Origin of the sequence: Pusillimonas sp. (assembly GCF_044464525.1) — a bacterium.
GTDB lineage: Bacteria > Pseudomonadota > Gammaproteobacteria > Burkholderiales > Burkholderiaceae_B > Pusillimonas.
Genome location: NZ_JBIQLE010000025.1, coordinates 34,138 through 51,769, shown reverse-complemented (window position 1 = coordinate 51,769; position 17,632 = coordinate 34,138). Strand labels below are relative to the sequence as shown.

General features: G+C 61.3%; 16 protein-coding genes and 1 pseudogene. 14 read left to right on the top strand and 3 right to left on the bottom strand.

Annotated features, from left to right (window positions below; genetic code table 11):
• The 4 genes and pseudogenes from ACIY1O_RS13455 to flhF form a co-directional block, all read left to right on the top strand.
• Window positions 1–748, top strand: a pseudogene (locus ACIY1O_RS13455) (methyl-accepting chemotaxis protein); the annotation flags it as partial.
• Between the two features lie 138 nt (window positions 749–886).
• Window positions 887–2,047, top strand: coding sequence for a flagellar biosynthesis protein FlhB (gene flhB / locus ACIY1O_RS13450; RefSeq protein ID WP_397475605.1), 1,161 nt, complete (start codon window positions 887–889; stop codon window positions 2,045–2,047).
• Window positions 2,044–4,158 carry a flagellar biosynthesis protein FlhA gene (gene flhA, locus ACIY1O_RS13445; protein WP_397475604.1) on the top strand — a complete coding sequence of 705 codons (2,115 nt, stop codon included), beginning with the start codon at window positions 2,044–2,046 and terminating at the stop codon, window positions 4,156–4,158. The genes flhB and flhA overlap by 4 nt, the downstream gene beginning before the upstream one ends.
• Entirely contained in the window at window positions 4,155–6,500 is a 2,346-nt protein-coding gene (gene flhF, locus ACIY1O_RS13440) for a flagellar biosynthesis GTPase FlhF (protein WP_397475603.1), read from the top strand. The genes flhA and flhF overlap by 4 nt, the downstream gene beginning before the upstream one ends.
• 12 nt (window positions 6,501–6,512) lie before the next feature.
• Here the strand turns inward: flhF and ACIY1O_RS13435 are convergent, their stop codons facing one another.
• From ACIY1O_RS13435 to flgA, 3 genes are all read right to left on the bottom strand, one after another.
• A complete protein-coding gene (locus ACIY1O_RS13435) occupies window positions 6,513–6,986 on the bottom strand; it encodes a flagella synthesis protein FlgN (protein WP_397475602.1) in 474 nt (157 codons plus the stop codon).
• Between the two features lie 25 nt (window positions 6,987–7,011).
• A complete protein-coding gene (gene flgM, locus ACIY1O_RS13430; RefSeq protein WP_397475601.1) occupies window positions 7,012–7,290 on the bottom strand; it encodes a flagellar biosynthesis anti-sigma factor FlgM in 279 nt (92 codons plus the stop codon).
• 113 nt (window positions 7,291–7,403) lie between these two features.
• Entirely contained in the window at window positions 7,404–8,117 is a 714-nt protein-coding gene (gene flgA, locus ACIY1O_RS13425; RefSeq protein ID WP_397475600.1) for a flagellar basal body P-ring formation chaperone FlgA, read from the bottom strand.
• Window positions 8,118–8,265: 148 nt separating this feature from the next.
• On the opposite strand from flgA, the gene flgB reads away from it, so the two are divergent.
• From flgB to flgK, 10 genes are all read left to right on the top strand, one after another.
• Window positions 8,266–8,673: a flagellar basal body rod protein FlgB gene (flgB, locus tag ACIY1O_RS13420; protein WP_397475599.1), complete on the top strand. Its 408-nt coding sequence runs from the start codon at window positions 8,266–8,268 to the stop codon at window positions 8,671–8,673.
• A gap of 20 nt (window positions 8,674–8,693) precedes the next feature.
• The gene (gene flgC, locus ACIY1O_RS13415) at window positions 8,694–9,110 is read left to right on the top strand and encodes a flagellar basal body rod protein FlgC (protein ID WP_397475598.1); all 417 of its coding nucleotides are present in this window, start codon (window positions 8,694–8,696) and stop codon (window positions 9,108–9,110) included.
• Between the two features lie 11 nt (window positions 9,111–9,121).
• Window positions 9,122–9,817 (top strand): flagellar hook capping FlgD N-terminal domain-containing protein, encoded by a 696-nt coding sequence (locus ACIY1O_RS13410; RefSeq protein ID WP_397475597.1) that lies wholly within the window; start codon window positions 9,122–9,124, stop codon window positions 9,815–9,817.
• Between the two features lie 72 nt (window positions 9,818–9,889).
• Window positions 9,890–11,356: a flagellar hook-basal body complex protein gene (locus tag ACIY1O_RS13405; RefSeq protein ID WP_397475596.1), complete on the top strand. Its 1,467-nt coding sequence runs from the start codon at window positions 9,890–9,892 to the stop codon at window positions 11,354–11,356.
• 8 nt (window positions 11,357–11,364) lie between these two features.
• Entirely contained in the window at window positions 11,365–12,117 is a 753-nt protein-coding gene (locus ACIY1O_RS13400; protein ID WP_397475595.1) for a flagellar basal body rod protein FlgF, read from the top strand.
• A 42-nt stretch (window positions 12,118–12,159) separates the two neighbouring features.
• Window positions 12,160–12,945, top strand: coding sequence for a flagellar basal-body rod protein FlgG (gene flgG / locus ACIY1O_RS13395; protein WP_397475594.1), 786 nt, complete (start codon window positions 12,160–12,162; stop codon window positions 12,943–12,945).
• 21 nt (window positions 12,946–12,966) lie between these two features.
• Window positions 12,967–13,656 (top strand): flagellar basal body L-ring protein FlgH, encoded by a 690-nt coding sequence (locus tag ACIY1O_RS13390; RefSeq protein ID WP_397475593.1) that lies wholly within the window; start codon window positions 12,967–12,969, stop codon window positions 13,654–13,656.
• Window positions 13,657–13,706: 50 nt separating this feature from the next.
• Window positions 13,707–14,813: a flagellar basal body P-ring protein FlgI gene (locus ACIY1O_RS13385; RefSeq protein WP_397475608.1), complete on the top strand. Its 1,107-nt coding sequence runs from the start codon at window positions 13,707–13,709 to the stop codon at window positions 14,811–14,813.
• A gap of 9 nt (window positions 14,814–14,822) precedes the next feature.
• On the top strand, window positions 14,823–15,806 hold the full coding sequence (flgJ, locus tag ACIY1O_RS13380; protein WP_397475592.1) for a flagellar assembly peptidoglycan hydrolase FlgJ: 984 nt from the start codon (window positions 14,823–14,825) through the stop codon (window positions 15,804–15,806).
• Window positions 15,807–15,958: 152 nt separating this feature from the next.
• Window positions 15,959–17,602, top strand: coding sequence for a flagellar hook-associated protein FlgK (flgK, locus tag ACIY1O_RS13375; RefSeq protein ID WP_397475591.1), 1,644 nt, complete (start codon window positions 15,959–15,961; stop codon window positions 17,600–17,602).
• Window positions 17,603–17,632 lie beyond the last annotated feature (30 nt).

Below are 17,632 nucleotides of genomic sequence, written 5' to 3'. Positions count from 1 at the left end.
GGTCGACTTCGAACGCATGGATGCCCGCATGGCCGAGACGGCCCAGACAGTGTCCCAGGTGAACGTGACCAACCAGGAAATGAACGAAGCCATTGCCCGCATCGCCACCCTTAGCGCCCAGGTTCAGAACCGCATGGTCACCATGAGCGATCAGGTGCACGGAGTACGCAACAAGACAGAAAGCCTGCAGCGGCAACTGACTGTGTTGCGCACCGGCGACACCTCGTTCGACTGGCTCGCCCAGGTGTTGCAGCATCTGCGCTCGTCCTGCGTCAAGCTGTTGCGGCAGGCGCACGAGCAGGGCCTGGATATTTTCGATCGTCAGTATCGGCCCATCGCGGGCAGCAACCCGTCGCGTTATCACACCTTGTATGATTCGGCCCTCGAGCCCATGGTGCAGCCGGTGCTTGACCGCATCCTGGCTGAGATTCCCTCGGGACACTATGCGGTGCTACTGGACGAAAATGGATACTGTCCTACGCATAATTCCCGATATTGTCAGGAACCTACCGGCGATGTGGCGCACGATACCGTTCATGTCAGACATAAACGCATCTTTGCGGATGATTTCAGCCTCGCTGCCGTGAAAAACCCAAGGGGCGTGCTTTGCCAAACCCATATGCGGGATACGGGCGAAATCATAACCGACCTGTCGCTGCCCCTTGACATCGCGGGCAGGCGTTGGGGCGCGGTGCGCCTGGGCGTCGACTACAACAGCTTTGACGAAAAATTTCGCGGCAAGGGGTAGTTGTTGCACCCCCCTTCGCCGGCCGGCTCCGGGTCGGGCGAATTAAGCCGGTTTCACCGCCTTGCTTCGGCGATCACGATGCGGCCCAAGTTACTAGAATCTACCGTGATTATGGGTAATTTGCGCGCGTGACACTAAATGGCTGAGGACAGCGACCTCGAAAAAACCGAAGCCGCCACCCCCCGGCGCCTTGAAAAGGCGCGTGAAGAAGGGCAGGTGGCGCGTTCGCGCGAGCTCAATACATTCATGCTGCTTGGCTGCGGCGTGGCCATGTTATGGCTTACCGGGGCCTTTCTTTACCGCTCACTCAATGGAGTGATAAGGGCCGGCTTATGGTTCGATCCACGCATCGCCAAGGACACGAGCGTCATGACAGCGACTGCGGCCCAATCTGCGTTCCAGGCTCTGACCGGGCTGTTGCCCATATTCGGTGCGCTTGTGGTGGTGGCTATTTTCTCGTCCGTGGCATTGGGCGGGCTGGTGTTTTCCTCAAAGGCGTTGCAGCCCAAGTTCGAGCGGCTGAACCCTCTTAAGGGTGTAAAGCGCATGTTCTCCGCCCAAACCCTGGTGGAGCTGCTCAAGACTTTGGCCAAGGCGGCGGTAATCGGCGGCATCGGCGCGGCTGTCATTTGGAACTATCGCGAAGAGATGGTCTCGTTGATGCACACCACGCCGACCGAGGCGCTTACGGCCGGCATGAGGCTGGTGGCATTGTGCTGCGGCCTGATCGTTGCGGCGCTTATTCTTATAGTGGGAATAGATGCGCCGTGGCAGCTATGGAGCCATCACAAGAAAATGCGCATGTCGCGCCAGGACGTCAAGCAAGAGCACAAGGAAAGCGAGGGCGACCCGCACGTCAAGGGCCGTATTCGCCAGCAGCAACGGGCCATGGCACGAAGGCGCATGATGTCCGAGGTGCCGGCCGCCGACGTCGTCGTCACGAACCCCACACATTATGCTGTGGCCCTGGCCTACAGCGAACAAGGAACAGGCGCCCCTCGGGTGGTTGCCAAGGGTTCAGGCCTGATCGCCGCGCGCATCAGGGAAGTCGCCCTGGAATACAAAGTGCCTTTGCTTAGCGCACCGCCCTTGGCGCGGGCGTTACATCACCATGTCGAAATCGGCCATGAAATCCCCGCAGCCCTGTATGGCGCAGTGGCTCAGGTTCTGGCATGGGTCTATCAATTGCGCACTTGGCAGCCGGGCCATGGCGCGGCGCCCATGCGTCCGGAAGACCTGCCGGTTCCGCCCGATCTTGACCCGGCGAACAAGCGCGGCCACGAGCCGCTAGCCTCATGAATCAAATATTTTCGTTGTTGAGAACAGACGGCATGCATCACGCCCGGATGCTGGCGGGGCCGATACTGATCCTCATGGTCATGGCCATGATGATCCTGCCGCTGGCCCCGGTGGTGCTTGACCTGCTGTTCAGCTTTAATATTTCGCTGGCTGTCATGATTTTGCTGGTGGCCATGTTCACCAAAAAGCCACTGGATTTCGCGGCATTTCCGGCTGTGCTGCTGTTTGCCACGCTGTTGCGCCTGTCACTTAATGTGGCCTCGACTCGCGTCGTGCTGATGCACGGCCACAAAGGGCCGGACGCCGCCGGCCAGGTTATCGAAGCATTCGGCCACTTCCTGGTTGGCGGCAATTTCGCAGTCGGCATCATCGTTTTCGTCATTCTGGTCATCATCAACTTCATCGTCATCACCAAAGGCGCCGGACGCATTGCGGAGGTCGGTGCGCGTTTTACGTTGGACGCCATGCCGGGCAAGCAGATGGCCATCGACGCCGACCTGAATGCCGGCCTGATCGGCGAAGACGACGCGCGCCGTCGGCGCGCCGAAGTGTCCCAAGAGGCCGAATTCTATGGCTCGATGGACGGCGCCAGCAAATTCGTGCGCGGCGATGCTGTGGCTGGGCTCTTGATCATGGTGATCAGCATCATCGGCGGATTGATTGTCGGCGTCGCCCAGCACGGACTCAGCTTTTCCGAGGCGGGGCGGGTGTATACGCTGTTGACCATCGGCGACGGGCTGGTGGCCCAAATTCCAGCACTGATCATTTCAACCGCGGCAGGTGTGGTCGTATCCCGAGTGGCCACGGATGAAGACGTGGGCCATCAGATGGTCAACCAGTTGTTTGCCAACCCCACGGTGATGTTCATCACGGCGGGCATTCTGGCCGCCATGGGCGCCATTCCCAATATGCCGCACTTTGCTTTCCTGTCCTTGGCGGCGGCGTTGGCCGGCACGGGTTGGATGCTGCACAAGCGTCAACGCGCGGTGCTGGTCGAAAAGGCTCGAGAACCCATGAAGAACCAGGAAGCTGCAGACGCAGCCGCGGCTGAAGCAAGCTGGGATGACGTCTCGCTGGTGGACCCCCTGGGGCTTGAGGTTGGCTATCGGCTTATTTCCTTGGTGGACCATGCCCAAAATGGCGAGCTCCTGCATCGCATCCGCAGCCTGCGTAAAAAATATGCTCAAGACGTGGGTTTCTTGCCGCCCGTTGTTCACATACGCGACAACCTCGAGCTCAAGCCGAACGAATACCGCATTCTTCTTTCGGGTGTGGAAGTGGGTCGAGGCCAAGCCATGCCGGATCAGTGGTTGGCCATTGATCCGGGTGAGGCAGCGATGACGCTGCCCGGACAGATGACGACCGATCCCGCTTTTGGGCTGCCCGCGGTGTGGATCGACGTGTCATTGCGCGAACAGGCGCAGATCGCGGGCTACACCGTCGTGGATGCGGGGACGGTGGTGGCCACTCATCTGAATCATCTCATGCATCGCTACGGAGACAGCCTGCTGGGCCGTCAAGAGGTCCAGAGTCTTCTGGATCACGTCGGCAAAGAAGCTCCAAAGCTGGTGGAAGACCTGGTTCCCAAGACGATATCCCTGTCGCAGCTGCAAAAGCTGCTGCGCGGCTTGCTGCGCGAAGAAGTACCCATTCGCGATATGCGCACCATCATCGAAACGCTGGCCGAACACTCGCCGCGCCTGACGGCGGCCAATCCCAACGGCACCGGGCCGGATGCGGGCGAACTGCTTGCCGCCACACGGGTAGCGTTGGGCCGGGCCATCACTCAGCACTGGTTCCCCGGAGAAGGCGACCTGCGGGTCATTGGCCTGGATCCCAAACTGGAGCGCGTGCTGGGCCAAGCGCTTGCAACAAGCGGCGCTCTCGAGCCCGGCTTGGCGGAAAGCCTGCTGCATGACGCAGTCGCGGCGGTCCAGGCTCAGGAAGCGAATGGCGATGCCGCGGTTCTGGTGGTTCCGGGTCCGTTGCGCGCTTCGATTTCGCGTTTCCTGCGCCATCATTTGCCCCAATTGGGCGTGCTTTCCAATTTTGAAATCCCCGATGAGCGCGTCTTGCGCGTCACTTCGGTCATCGGCGGTAATGCCTCATGAATGTAAGTCGTTTTTTTGGCGCCACCAGCCGTGAAGCCATGCGGCAGGTTCGGATGGCGCTGGGGCCGGATGCCCTGATCGTGTCCAATCGGCGGGTTAACGGCGGGGTGGAAATCCTGGCGACTGATCAGACCAGTGTGCCGCAGGCTATTGCGTCCGCTACGGCGCCTACGCCGCCACCGCCGGTCGCAACACCGGCCGCAACACCGGCGCCCAGGCCGCCGGCGGTAAGCCCTGCTGATCTCATGCAGGCGCTCGGCGCCATGAAAGGCATGCTCGAGAACGGTTTCGACGAGTTGCTTTGGGGCGCCCAATTGCGCAAGGCCCCTTTGGCCGTCACGGTGTTTCAGAAATTGCTGGCCATGGGGTTCAGCACTGCATTGCTGCGCGCCATGCTGAAGCGCTTGCCGGACACCTCCTTGGAACGTGTCGCCATGCAGTGGTGCCGCGACGAGCTGGTGGAACACCTGCCGGTATTAAGCGATGAAGACGCCTTATGGGCTCCGGGTTCGGCGCTGGCGCTGGTGGGTCCCACCGGCGTCGGCAAGACCACCACTGTGGCCAAGCTGGCGGCCCGCTGCGTGCGCCGCTTTGGCGCGTCAAGCCTGGTATTGATTACTACAGATACCTATCGTATCGGGGCTCACGAGCAATTGAAGATTTACGGCCGCATGATGGGTATTGCCGTCTACGTCGCACAAGACCGTACCGAGCTTGCGCGGCTGATCGCAGCCACTGACCCCGATACGCGCATCCTGGTCGACAACGTGGGCATCAGCCAGCGCGACCGCCACGTGGGTGAGCAGGCTGCCATGCTGAACGGCTTGCCCCGTACGGTCGAGCGGCTGTTGGTATTGAACGCGGCCAGCCAGGGCGATACCCTGGACGAGGTGGCGCGCGCCTACACAACCGACGGCGGACGCCGTCCGGTGGGCTGCATTGTCACAAAGCTGGACGAAAGCACTCGGCCCGGCCCGGCTCTGGATATCGCCATACGCTATCAATTGCCCATTCATTACGCATCGACGGGCCAGAAGGTGCCCGAAGATTTGGCATTCATGGATGCCGAGAGCTGGGTGGATCAAGCCTTGACGCCCACGCAGCCGGCATCGGCCCTGTTTTCGCCCAGTGCGGCCGATCTGGCCGCGCTGCTGGAGGGGCCAGCGCCCGATCTGCCTTCAAAGCATTCGGCGACGCCGGCGGCCTGGGCTGGATCACAGCGACCCGGCCTATTGGCTTTGGCCGGAGGCAGCTCCATTTTGCCCAACGAAGCGCTGTTGCGGGCGGCTTGTGCCGAGCTGGATTCAGGCGAAGTCTATTCGGGCGCCTACGGCCAATGGCGGCGTATCGTTGCCGGGGCCGGCAAAGGCGCATCCTGGCGGCCGATGGCGGCGGCACGCAACGAATTGGCCTTGCTGGGTCAAGAGCGTATGTTGGCCATGCACGACGTTTTTGCTTCGCCTGTTCACCCCGAGCGGGGCAAGATGCACGCCATCGTCCTGGTGGCGGAACGGGGTCAAGCCCTGACCTCTCCTTGGCAGCAATGGCCGGTGGGCCAAGGGTGGCAGGCCTCGGACGGGACCTCCGGACCCGAGGCGATGTCGGCCGTTGGGCGCCTGCGCCGACAGATCGATTTTTTGAGCCAGGCATCCGGCGCCCCTTCCATCGTTCATGTTTTCGATTATCCGGGGCAGCCGCTTCTGCGCGATCTATGTTCGCGATCCATGCCTTGGCTGGCCCATAGCGCCGGCGCCACTCGTATAGAGGCGCAGGAATGCGCTACGACCTTGGCGGCACATGCCAAAACGATGGACTATCGCTGTCTCGATTCTGCGTTGTCGCGTTTGGATCATGCGGCATTCCAAGGGGTGCCGATTCAGGATGTCGCGCTTTGGGCGGCGGAAAGCCCGGTCGAGCTGACACGCCGCGGGGCGTATCCATTGCCGGTGCGGCAGGTATCCGTGCGCCTGATCGATCGGCGCGAAGGTCGTGTGCTTCGAACGATTCATGGCTTGAGCAACTTGCCGCCCGAACAAGACTCCTTGGATACCCTTGCGATCTGGCTGGTGTTGCGATCTGAAGCGCGAACGGCGTCGCGATTTTCTGCGGGGATGTGGACCTTGCTGCAAGAGGCGGGCGCCGGCCGAACTATTGGCGAACGGGCGGCCGCAGCCGTGCAGATGAGCTTGGCCGCTTGGCATGCCGTGCAGCAACAAAAATCCGTATGTGGTGCGCTGGCCGCGCTGGCCGGCGGCAAGGGTTTGCGCCCGGCGGCTTTGCCGGCGGTTATGTCGAGATTGTTCGCGGTAAAGGAACTGCTGGAGGACCCGGCGGCGCATTAGCCGGGAACGGCGCTATCCGGCAGTGATGGTTTTGCGCTGGCCTTTTATTGCGCCGGGCTTGCCGCTGGCATCGTAAAGACCGCTACCGCCGACCAGGGGCTGCAATGCTTGCAGCGCCTGTTGAGTGTGCCTGAGGTAGGTATCGATGGCGGCGCCGTTTGCCGCGTTGAGCCGGCTTGCCTCTTGACCCAGTTCAAATAGTTGTCGGCAGGCGGGGCCAAGCTCTGGATGCGTTTGTGCCGCCTCTTCAAGGCCTGCTCGACTGGGTGCGTAGTCTAATGCCATTAACGCGTTTTCGCGTGCTTTTCCTGCTTTGGCGAGTTGTTCGATACTGTTGTTTTTTTCTTGAGTCGAATTGTTGAGCAGATCGGTCTTGTCAGGCTGATCGAGCGCGTCGGCCTCGACGCGCAGAATATCGATGAAACGCTGGACCAGGTTCAGTTCATTATTGAGGCTGCTTTGCAGGGTTTCGAGCGCGGCGGTCATGGTTCGGGCGATGGGGATGTGAGGGCTATTTAAGCAGTTCGCGCGCGCTGGCCAACAGCGAATCGGCAATGCGGCCGGTATCCACCTTGAGCTGGCCCGAAGCGATGGCGTCGCGGATGGCCTGGACGCGCTCTACATTTACGTCGTTGTCGCCATTTTGCAAAACCGCAAGCTGGCGTGCCGCCGGGCTGAGTTCGACCGTGGCTTTTTCGGGGGCGTTCGAGCCGGCTTTTGCGCCGGTTGGGCTGCGCGAGCCGGTAACGGTGTTGACGGCGGGGTTGCTGGACGAGGAAGTGATCTTCAAGAGAGGCTCCGGTCAGGCAGTGTCACTGACAGTATGTTCAAGTATATGTTGTTACGGTACTGGCGAGAAAAAATTTAGTCGTGATAAGAACTTGTCAAACTATTTTCATATTGCTACATCAGCACCAATACGGTCTGGCCGTTCAAGACTGTGCCACTGACAGTTTGCCCTGACGCTGCACGAACCTGTATCTGGGTGCCTGGCTCGCCGCCTTGCAAGGCCGTGCCGTCGCTGGTTGCCACAAAACCGACTCCGCGCGCCTCCAGGCGCACCACTTGGCCTCGCGCAATCGAATCGGGGCTACGCAAGGCTCTCTCCCGCATGGGCGAACCGGTGCCGATTCTTTGGGTGGTAATGCTGCCGATCAGGCGACCGGGGTCAACTATCGTGCCGGAAGCCAAACGCAGCAAATCGCCGTCCCGGGCAGAGATGTCCGCCGCCGTGATGACAGTGCCGCTGTCCAGGCTACGGCCGGCGACATAATACTGGCCCTCAATGCTGAGTTCGACCTGGGTGTAGCTGGTCCAGGGCGACGGGGCAAGGCAACGCAGCCCGATTGTCATGCGCGGACGCAAACGGCCGTGCGAGGGCAGAAACACCTCGCTTTGGGAGCAGGCCGGCATGCGGCCAATGTCTGGCGGCGTAACGATGATGCGTGCTTCGCCTGCATGCGCGTCGGCCTGATCGCGCAGGAATTCCTCCGCTTGGCGGACAAGGTCTTCGTTCGTCAGGGCGGTGAAAGTTTGGGCCGAGACCGGGGCAAGGCCGCATGCGGCTAGAAAAATAGCGTACAGACAATGCTTGAGCATGCCTGAAATTGTATACACAGGGCTGCGCCGCCATCGGGGGAATTGGACGATAAATAGCGCCTTGTTTCGTAGTTTGTGTTGTCGCACCCGCCATTAACATGGCTTGCATGAGAGAAGGCTCGCCCTTAGGTTGGCCGGTTCCATTATTTATATAGGCAAAGTGCAGATGACAGATCGAATCGGTGCAGACCTGCAATTTTTTCAGAGCGCCATCAACCTGCGCCAGCAGAGGCAAGAGGTGCTGGCGTCCAATATCGCCAACGCCGACACCCCCAACTACAAGGCGCGCGACTTCGACTTCAGGTCGGCCTTGCAAAACGCCATGGGCGAAAGCATGCGCCTGGCCGATACGCACTTGACGCTGACATCCGGCCGGCATATTCCAGCCAAGGCGATAACGCCGGACCCGGCCGAGCTGCTTTATCGCCGGCCATTGCAGCCCAGTCTTGACGGCAACACCGTCGACATGGACGTCGAAAGGGTGCAGTTCGCCGACAACACGGTCAAGTACCAAACTGACCTCACCATCATTTCGCAACGCATCAAAGGCCTGATGGCCGCGTTGCAGCAATAACCGGACAGGACGGATACGCAATGTCTTCCATGAGCATATTCGAAATCGCCGGCTCGGCTCTTACGGCGCAGTCGCAACGCATGAACGTGTCGGCCAGCAATATGGCCAACGCCGACAGCGTGGCGGGCCCCGACGGGCAGCCCTACAAGGCGCGCGAGGTGGTTTTCCAGATGCAGCCCGCCGCAGGCCAACCCTATGCGCAGTCGGTTGGCGGTGTGCGTGTGGCCGGCGTGGTCGAAAGCGAGGCGCCGCCGCGCCTGCGCTACGACCCCAAGAACCCGCTGGCGGATGCCGACGGCTACGTCGTCATGCCCAATGTCGACGTGGTGGCGGAAACGGTCAACATGATCTCGGCCTCGCGTTCGTATCAGGCCAACGTCGAAGTCATCAACACGGCCAAGAGCCTGATGATGCGTACGCTTTCCATCGGCCAATAAGGAACCGCCTCATGAGCAACATCAATCCACTGGCCGGCGCGGGCAATGCTTCGCTGCTTGGCGGGGGCGCCGCCGGCGATCTTACCTCGGCGACCCAATCGCAATTCCTGACCTTGCTGGTAACGCAGCTTCAGAACCAAGACCCGCTCAATCCCATGGATAACGCCGAGGTCACTTCACAGATCGCGCAACTGTCCACGGTAAACGGCATCAATCAGCTCAACAACACCTTGCTGGCGCTGTCCGGCCAAATGGATATGTCGCAGTCGATGCAGGCCGCCAACCTGATCGGCAAAGACGTGCTGGTGCCGGGCGAGAAGATTTCGCTGGGCAGCACCGAGGTTGACGGCGTAAGAACCCCGGTGGCCACTCCTTTTGGGGTGGACCTGATCTCCGACGCGGCCAAGATGATCATCACCATCCAGGACGCCAGCGGGAAGGCGGTGCGGCAGATCGAACTGGACGAACCGCACAGCGCGGGCGTGCTGAGCATGCAGTGGGACGGCATGGACGACTCGGGCCTGCCCGTGGGCGACGGCGCCTACACCGTGCACGTGGCTGCCATGGACGCCGAGGGCGAGCTGGTGGCGTCCGAGGCGCTTAGGTCAGGCCGTGTGTCCAGCGTGGCTTATGCCTCCACGGGCTTGCAGCTCGAGCTTGGCCTGGCGGGCACTTATTCCCTTTTCGACATTCGCAAGATTATGTAGCACAGCGTCGATGCGACGGATTCGTCTCGTCGCGCGGCTTCATTTGAATTAAATACACAACGAGGTTAGATCATGGGTTTCGGACAAGGCTTAAGCGGGCTGAACGCAGCTGCACAGAATCTGGACGTCATCGGCAACAACATCGCCAACTCGGGTACCGTGGGCTTCAAGTCGGCATCGGCCACGTTTGCCGACGTATACGCCAGCAGCAAGGTGGGCCTGGGCGTGCAGGTGGCCAGCGTCAATCAGCGCTTTACCGTGGGCACCATCAGTTCCACCGGCAACCAGTTCGACATGGCCATCGACGGCGCCAAGGGCCTGTTCCGGGTGCAGGACCCCAGCGGCAACATCCTCTACACCCGCAACGGCCAGTTCTTCGCCAATAAAGACAACTACATCGTCAACGCTCAGGGACATCGCCTTACGGGCTATGGCGTCTCGGGCACCGACCTTGGCCCCATCATGGTGCCGGTGGGCAATATCCCGCCGCGCGCCACTGACGGTGTAACGACCAAGACCAACCTGGACGCGAACGCGCCGGTGATTCATCCGAATCCGTCGGCGATGGTGCCGGGCGCCATTGTGCTGGACGATGGCTCCAATCCGGCCGTCACTCACAGCTATACGGTCAACGCCGATGGTGAGGTCGTGTGGGGCGCGCCCGGGGCCCCAGCCCCAGGTGTTTATACGACGGGGGACGGGGCGTCGACTGTTACGGTCGTCGCTGCGACGCCCTTGGCCGCTGACACTCTGCCGGCGCCGGATACAGGCGCCGGTGAGGTTGCATTCGTTCCCGCCGTCGTCGGCCATCCGTTCGATCCGAACAATGCCGACAGCTTCACCCATTCGCTGCCGATCTCGGTTTACGATTCGCTGGGCAACGCCCATCAACTTACCCAGTACTTCGTCAAGCGTGAAAGCGCGACGCCGGGCGAGAGCTCATGGGAGGTCTACTACCGCTTGAACGGCGCCCCGATCGATTCGCATCCTGATACGAATCCTGCTCAGCTTACGTTTTCGAGCAGCGGCCTGCTGCTAAGCGGCGGCACGCAGCCGATCAGCATCAACAATCCCGGCGGCGCGAACTCGCCGGCCGAAGACCTGAACATCAACCTCAGCTATGCCGGCTCGACCCAGTTCGGCGGAGACTTCTCGCCCAACTTCACCCAGACGGGGTACGCCACGGGCGAATACGCGGGCATGTCCATTGCCGAGGACGGCGCCATCGTCGCCAACTACACCAACGGCGAGTCGCAAGCCATGGGCTACATCGCGCTGGCTGACTTCAACAACCTGCAAGGCCTGCAGCCCGTGGGCGGCAACGCCTGGGTCGAGACCGGCGCCTCGGGCGGTCCGGTCGTGGGCCGCCCCGGCAGCAACGGCCTGGCCACGCTGCAAGGGCAGTCGGTGGAAGAATCCAATGTGGACATGAGCCAGGAGCTGGTCAATATGATCATCGCCCAGCGCACCTACCAGGCCAACGCGCAAACCATCAAGACCCAGGATCAGGTGCTGCAAACCCTGATCACCATGCGTTAAAGCCGGCCATGGACCGCATCATCTACACGGCCGCCAACGGCGCCAACCGCGTGCTGGACCAGCAGGCGGTGTTGACCAATAACATGGCCAATATCGGCACCACCGGCTTTCGCGAGCAGTTGCTCAACTACCGCTCTGTGCCGGTGGTGTCAGAACAGGGTCTGCCGACCCGGGTTTCCACTGTCGCGACTACGCCCGGCAGCAATATGGAGCAGGGCGTCATGGCCGAAACCGGCAGGGCCCTGGATGTTGCGATAACGGGCGAGGGCTGGTTCAGCGTGCAGACCCCCAACGGCGAGGCCTTCACCCGCGCCGGCGAGTTCGGGGTCAACGCCGACAGCATGCTGGTCAACCGTGACGGCCACCTGGTGATGTCGGCCGACAACATGCCGATAGAGATTCCTGATCGCGGCATTGTGACGATTACCGGCGACGGCACGATTGCGGCGTTGGGCGCGGGCGACAATCCGAACGACATTCAAAACGTCGCTCAACTTAAGCTGGTCAGCCCGCAGCCGGCCGCCCTGGTCCGGGGCGACGACGGGTACTTCCGCGCCGACCCCGATGTCCAGCCCTTCGTGCCGGCCGACCCCAACGTTCGAGTGGTGTCGGGGTTTGTCGAGAAGAGCAATGTCAGCGCGGCCGAAACCATGGTTTCCCTGATAGAGAACGCGCGCCGCTTCGAGATGCAGATGAAGGTCATCCGTGATGCGGGCAGCAATGCGCAGCAGGCGAACTCGATACTTTCCGCCGGGAACTGAATTTAATTTGGATGCGGCAAGCCGCGTCACTGAGGAAAAGCAATGATACGCTCACTATGGACCGCCAAAACCGGCCTGGAATCGCAACAGACCCAGATGGACGTCATTTCGAACAACCTCGCCAACGTCAATACGGCGGGTTTCAAGCGCAGCCGCGCGGTCTTCGAAGACCTGATGTACCAGACCATACGCCAGCCGGGTGCACAGGTGGGCATGGCCAACCAGTTGCCTTCAGGGTTGCAGGTGGGTACGGGCACCCGAGTGGTGGCGACCGAGCGCGTGCACACCCAGGGCAACCTCAACAATACCGGCAACTCGCTGGACATCGCCATCCAGGGCCGCGGGTTCTTGCAGGTGGAAATGCCCGACGGCACCTTCGCCTATACGCGCGACGGCAGCTTGCAGGTGGATCAGAACGGCCAGCTTGTCACTGCCGGCGGTTATCCCATCCAGCCGCCCATCAATATCCCGGACAACGCGCTAAGCATCACCATCGCGCGCGACGGCACGGTATCGGTCACCCAGCCCGGCGCGATCGGCACCAACGTGCAGGTGGGCGAGCTTCAGCTCAGCACCTTCATCAATCCGACCGGTCTGCAAAGCGCCGGTGAGAACCTGTACGTGGAAACCGATGCATCGGGTCCCGCCAATTTTGCCGCGCCCGGCCTGGATGGCGCCGGCCTGGTGCTGCAGAACTATGTCGAGACTTCCAACGTGAACGTGGCTGAAGAACTGGTCAATATGATCACCACGCAGCGTGCCTACGAAATGAACAGCAAGGCGATCCAGACCTCGGATCAGATGCTGGCGCGATTGACCCAGATCTGACCCGCCGGGCCCCGCTTCAACATGCGCAATTATTTTCGCCTATGTCTTTGCAGCCTGCTTGCCGTCCTGGCTACAGGCTGCGCGATGATCCCCCCCGAGCCGGTGGTGACGGGGCCGCTGACCGCGCCGCCGCCCGCGGTGGTGCAAGCGCCGACGCCGCTGGCCAACGGCGCAATCTATCAGCCCACCGCCTATGGCAACTATCCGCTGTTCGAGGACAGGCGGCCGCGCAATGTTGGAGACATCGTTACCGTCGTCATCCAGGAACGGACCAATGCAGCCAAGAACGTCGCCACGTCATCCAATCGCAGCGGCAGCGCCAACCTGGGCCTTGATGTCGTGCCATCGTTCTTCCCGCCCGGACTGGGGCCGCAGCAAGGCTTCGACATAGGTGGCGGAAACAATGCCGAGGGCACAGGCTCAAGCCGCGCAGACAATATGTTCAACGGCTCGTTGACGACCACCGTCATCGGGGTCTTGCCCAACGGCAACCTCCAGATCGCGGGAGAAAAACAAATTGCCATCAATCGCGGCAGTGAGCACATCCGCTTCTCGGGCGTGGTCGACCCACGCTCGATCACAGGCTCCAATACCGTGTCTTCGACTCAGGTGGCCGATGCGCGCATCGAGTTTCGCAGCAAGGGGCGCATGGACGAAGTGCAGACCATGGGCTGGCTGCAGCGGTTTTTCCTGAATATTTCACCCTTCTGAGGACGGTTGTGCCGCTTAGATTCAACCAATTCTTCTCCTCGTCGGCCCGGATCGGGCGCATCGCCCTGAGCCTGCTTCTATTGGCCGGGCTGTTGGCGGTGTCGCCGGCCCAGGCCGACCGCATCAAGGACCTCGCTTCCATCCAGGGCGTGCGCGCCAACCAATTGATCGGCTACGGCCTGGTGGTGGGCCTGGACGGCAGCGGCGATCAGGTGCGCCAGTCTCCGTTTACCCAGCAGAGCCTGACCAATATGCTTTCGCAGTTGGGTGTCACGGTGCCCCAAGGCACCAATATGCAGGTCAGGAACGTCGCAGCCGTGATGGTCACCGCGCGCCTGCCCGCCTTTGCCAGGCCGGGGCAGATGGTGGATGTGGTGGTTTCTTCGATGGGCAATGCCAAGAGCCTGCGTGGCGGCACCTTGCTGATGACGCCTTTGAAGGGCGCCGACGGACAGGTGTATGCCCTGGCCCAAGGCAACTTGCTGGTGGGCGGCGCGGGTGCGCAGGCAGGCGGCTCCAGCGTGCAGGTCAACCAGCTTAACGGCGGCATCATCTCAAATGGCGCCATCATCGAGCGCGCCGTTCCCACCACCTTCGCCCATGACGGCCTGATCAACCTCGAGTTGAACACTTCCGATTTCAGCGTCACCGACACTGTGGTCGCCGCCCTGAACCGCGAGTTCGGACCGGGCACGGCCTCGGCCCTGGATGCTCGGCTGGTACAGCTGCGCGGCCCGCTTGATCCTGCCGGCCAGACTCGCTTTCTTTCCCGGGTCGAGAACGTGCAGGTCAAGCTGCCGCCCGCGCGCGCCAAGGTTATCGTCAACGCCCGAACCGGGTCCGTGGTCATGAACCGCAGCGTTACCATCGAGGAAGCGGCAATCGCCTACGGAAACCTGTCGGTGGTCATCAGCAACCAGCAACAGGTCAGCCAGCCGGATACGCCCTTCGGCGGCGGCCAGACCGTGGTCACCGAAAATACGCAGATTGAAATGCGCACCGACACGGGCTCCATCCACCGCGTGAACACCAGTGCCAATCTGGCCGACGTTGTCCAGGCGCTGAATGCACTGGGAGCGACGCCGCAAGACCTGCTTTCCATTCTGCAAACGCTCAAGAGCGCCGGCGCACTGCGCGCCGACCTGGAAATTATTTAGGCGGTCGTCATGAGTTTCGTGCGATATATACCCCGGCCAGTCGATACCCCACGCACGGCATTTGATACCCAGGCCTTGTCGCGCCTGCAGGGCAGCGTTGCGAAAACCGGTGGCACCGCCGACCAGCAAAAAGAGGTGGCGCGCCAGTTCGAGGCGCTGTTTCTGCAGCAACTTATCAAGCAGGCCCGCCAAGCCTCCAGCGGCATTCAGGGTTTGTTCCAGAGCGATCAAACGCGTATGGCGCAAAGCATGTCTGATGAACAGATGGCTTTACAGCTTGCCGACCCGGGAATGGGCCTGGCCCAGGCCTTGCTTGATCAGATGCAGGCAAACGGGGACGACAGGAACGTGATGCTCACTGCCGACAGCCCGCCGGAGCTTGCCTCGTCGCGCGACCCGGCACTGCGCTCCCGGGTAGGTCCTGATCGTACTGAGCATGCCTCGTCGATAGGGGCGCTGATCGAAATGTTGTCCGGCACCGCAGTGGGGCGCGCGGCCGGAGCCGCCGTTTCAGCAATACGGGGTGCACCCCAGCACATTGAACAGTTTGTGTCGCGCATGACACATGCCGCACGCCATGCATCTGCTGAAAGCGGCGTACCGGCCGAGCTGATTCTTAGCCAGGCCGCGCTGGAGTCGGGCTGGGGAAGGCGCGAAATTCGCGGTGAGGACGGCAGCTCGAGCTACAACCTGTTTGGCATCAAGGCTTCACCCAACTGGAAGGGCAAGGTGGTCAATATCATGACCACCGAATACGAGAACGGCGTTGCACGCAAGGTAATGCAGCCCTTTCGCGCCTACGACTCTTATGCAGAGTCGTTCGCCGATTACGCGCGCCTGATCAGCCGCAATGAACGCTACAGCGAAGTGGTCAGGGCTGAAAGCCCGCAAGAGGCGGCCCGCAGCATTCAACGCGCCGGTTACGCCACTGATCCGTCGTATGCCGATAAGTTGATTTCCATCATGGGCTATTTCGACAGCCGGAAGGCCTGATATAGCGCTTGGCCAGAAGGAAAGTGCTGCACATTTCGTTAGGGCGCCTCGACAAACGAAGATTAAACAAAGCCGGTTTCCAGCCGTAATACAAGCAGAAGTCTTGCCTGTGCCATCAATGCCGGGCATTAGCAACCAACAGCGGAATCACAATGAATCTAGCGAATCTTGGTCTATCGGGTCTGGCTGCCGCGACGGCGCGCCTGCAGACCGCCGGGCACAACATCAATAATGCTGACACCGAAGGCTATAACCGCCAAACCGTCGTGGTGTCGAGCGCCGGGGGCCGCAACATGGGCTACGGCTTCATCGGCCAGGGCGTACGCACAGACAGCATCGAACGCTCGTACAACAATTTCTTGTACCGTCAGTTGGTCAACGCCCAGACCACAGGGGCTTCCTTGCTGTCGTACGGCAATGAAATCACCCAGATCAATAACCTCTTCGGAGACCGCACGGTGGGCGTCAGCCCGGCCCTGCAGAACTTCTTCGACGGCATGCAGGCCGTGGCATCAGCTCCGTCTGATCCGGCCGCACGCCAGGAACTGCTTGGCCGCGCCGCGAGCCTGGTGGGGCAGATCAACGACGCCAACGCGTTCCTTGATTCCCAACGGCAAAACATCAACACCCAAGTTTCAACTGTCGTAACCCAAATCAACAGCCACGTTGAACGCATCCGCGACCTCAACCAGCAAATCGTCGTGGCCAAGGCATCAAGCTCGGGGCAGCCTCCAAACGACCTGCTCGACCAGCGCGAGCAAGTGCTGTCCGAACTGAACCAACTTGCCGGCGTGCGTGTTATCGAGCAAGACGGCAGCTTCAACATCACCGTTGGCAATGGCCAGGTGTTGCTGGGTGGTGACAGCGTATTCCCGCTGCAGGCCATTCCATCGGCCGACGACCCCACCCGCATCGTGGTGGCATATAGCGCTCCAACGGGCGCCGGCCGAACGACCCTGGTCGAGCTGGCCGACGAGTCGATCTCGGGCGGTAGTTTGGGTGGCTTGCTGCAATACCGCCGGGAAGCGCTCGATTCCGTTCAGAATGACCTGGGCCGGCTGGCTGCCGGGCTGGCCATGGCCGTCAACGATATTCATCGTCAAGGTTATGACGTCAACGGTGCGCCCGGCGAAGATTTCTTCTCTTTGGGTGCTCCCAACGTCATAGAGGCCTCGGGCAACAAGGGCAATGCCGTTGCCGCAGCCCAGCTCACCGATGCCGGCAAGCTCACCGCCAAGGATTACCGCATCGAATTTGATGGCGTGAATTATCAGGCCATCAGCGTGCCCGGCGGCTCGGTCGTGTATCACGGCGACAGCCTGCCCGCGTCGTTCGACGGCGTCGAATTCAATATCTCGGGCTCGCCCGTGGCGGGAGACTCATGGTTGGTGCAGCCCACGCGCAATGCCGCCGGCAGTCTCAAGCTGGCCCTCCAGGATGCAGCACAAATTGCCGCCGCGGGCAGCACGGCGGGTGAGGCCGATGGCGACAACGCCCTGCGGCTCGCCGAGTTGCAAACGGGCAAAACGCTTAACAACGGCACCATGAGCTTGAACGAAGCCTTCTCGCAGATTGTGAACAAGGTTGGCGTCATGACCCAGCAGAACGGCACTGCCGCCAAGGCCCAAGCCACGCTGATCCAGCAGAATTACGCCGCTCAGCAAGCTGTGTCGGGGGTCAATCTCAATGAAGAGTATGTCAATCTCGAGCGTTATCAAGAACAGTTCCGGGCCGCATCCCGTCTGATCGACGTCAGTTCCACCTTGTTCGACACCCTGCTCAGCCTGCGCTCCTGAGCAAGTCAAGGCTTCCGCCAATTTAAGGTT

Bases quoted from the DNA above. Each gene is read 5' to 3' on its own strand.
- flhB (WP_397475605.1), top strand. From the start codon at position 887: ATGGCTGAGGACAGCGACCTCGAAAAAACCGAAGCCGCCACCCCCCGG.
- flhA (WP_397475604.1), top strand. From the start codon at position 2,044: ATGAATCAAATATTTTCGTTGTTGAGAACAGACGGCATGCATCACGCC.
- flhF (WP_397475603.1), top strand. From the start codon at position 4,155: ATGAATGTAAGTCGTTTTTTTGGCGCCACCAGCCGTGAAGCCATGCGG.
- ACIY1O_RS13435 (WP_397475602.1), bottom strand. From the start codon at position 6,986: ATGACCGCCGCGCTCGAAACCCTGCAAAGCAGCCTCAATAATGAACTG.
- flgB (WP_397475599.1), top strand. From the start codon at position 8,266: ATGACAGATCGAATCGGTGCAGACCTGCAATTTTTTCAGAGCGCCATC.
- flgC (WP_397475598.1), top strand. From the start codon at position 8,694: ATGTCTTCCATGAGCATATTCGAAATCGCCGGCTCGGCTCTTACGGCG.
- ACIY1O_RS13410 (WP_397475597.1), top strand. From the start codon at position 9,122: ATGAGCAACATCAATCCACTGGCCGGCGCGGGCAATGCTTCGCTGCTT.
- ACIY1O_RS13405 (WP_397475596.1), top strand. From the start codon at position 9,890: ATGGGTTTCGGACAAGGCTTAAGCGGGCTGAACGCAGCTGCACAGAAT.
- ACIY1O_RS13400 (WP_397475595.1), top strand. From the start codon at position 11,365: ATGGACCGCATCATCTACACGGCCGCCAACGGCGCCAACCGCGTGCTG.
- flgG (WP_397475594.1), top strand. From the start codon at position 12,160: ATGATACGCTCACTATGGACCGCCAAAACCGGCCTGGAATCGCAACAG.
- ACIY1O_RS13390 (WP_397475593.1), top strand. From the start codon at position 12,967: ATGCGCAATTATTTTCGCCTATGTCTTTGCAGCCTGCTTGCCGTCCTG.
- flgJ (WP_397475592.1), top strand. From the start codon at position 14,823: ATGAGTTTCGTGCGATATATACCCCGGCCAGTCGATACCCCACGCACG.
- flgK (WP_397475591.1), top strand. From the start codon at position 15,959: ATGAATCTAGCGAATCTTGGTCTATCGGGTCTGGCTGCCGCGACGGCG.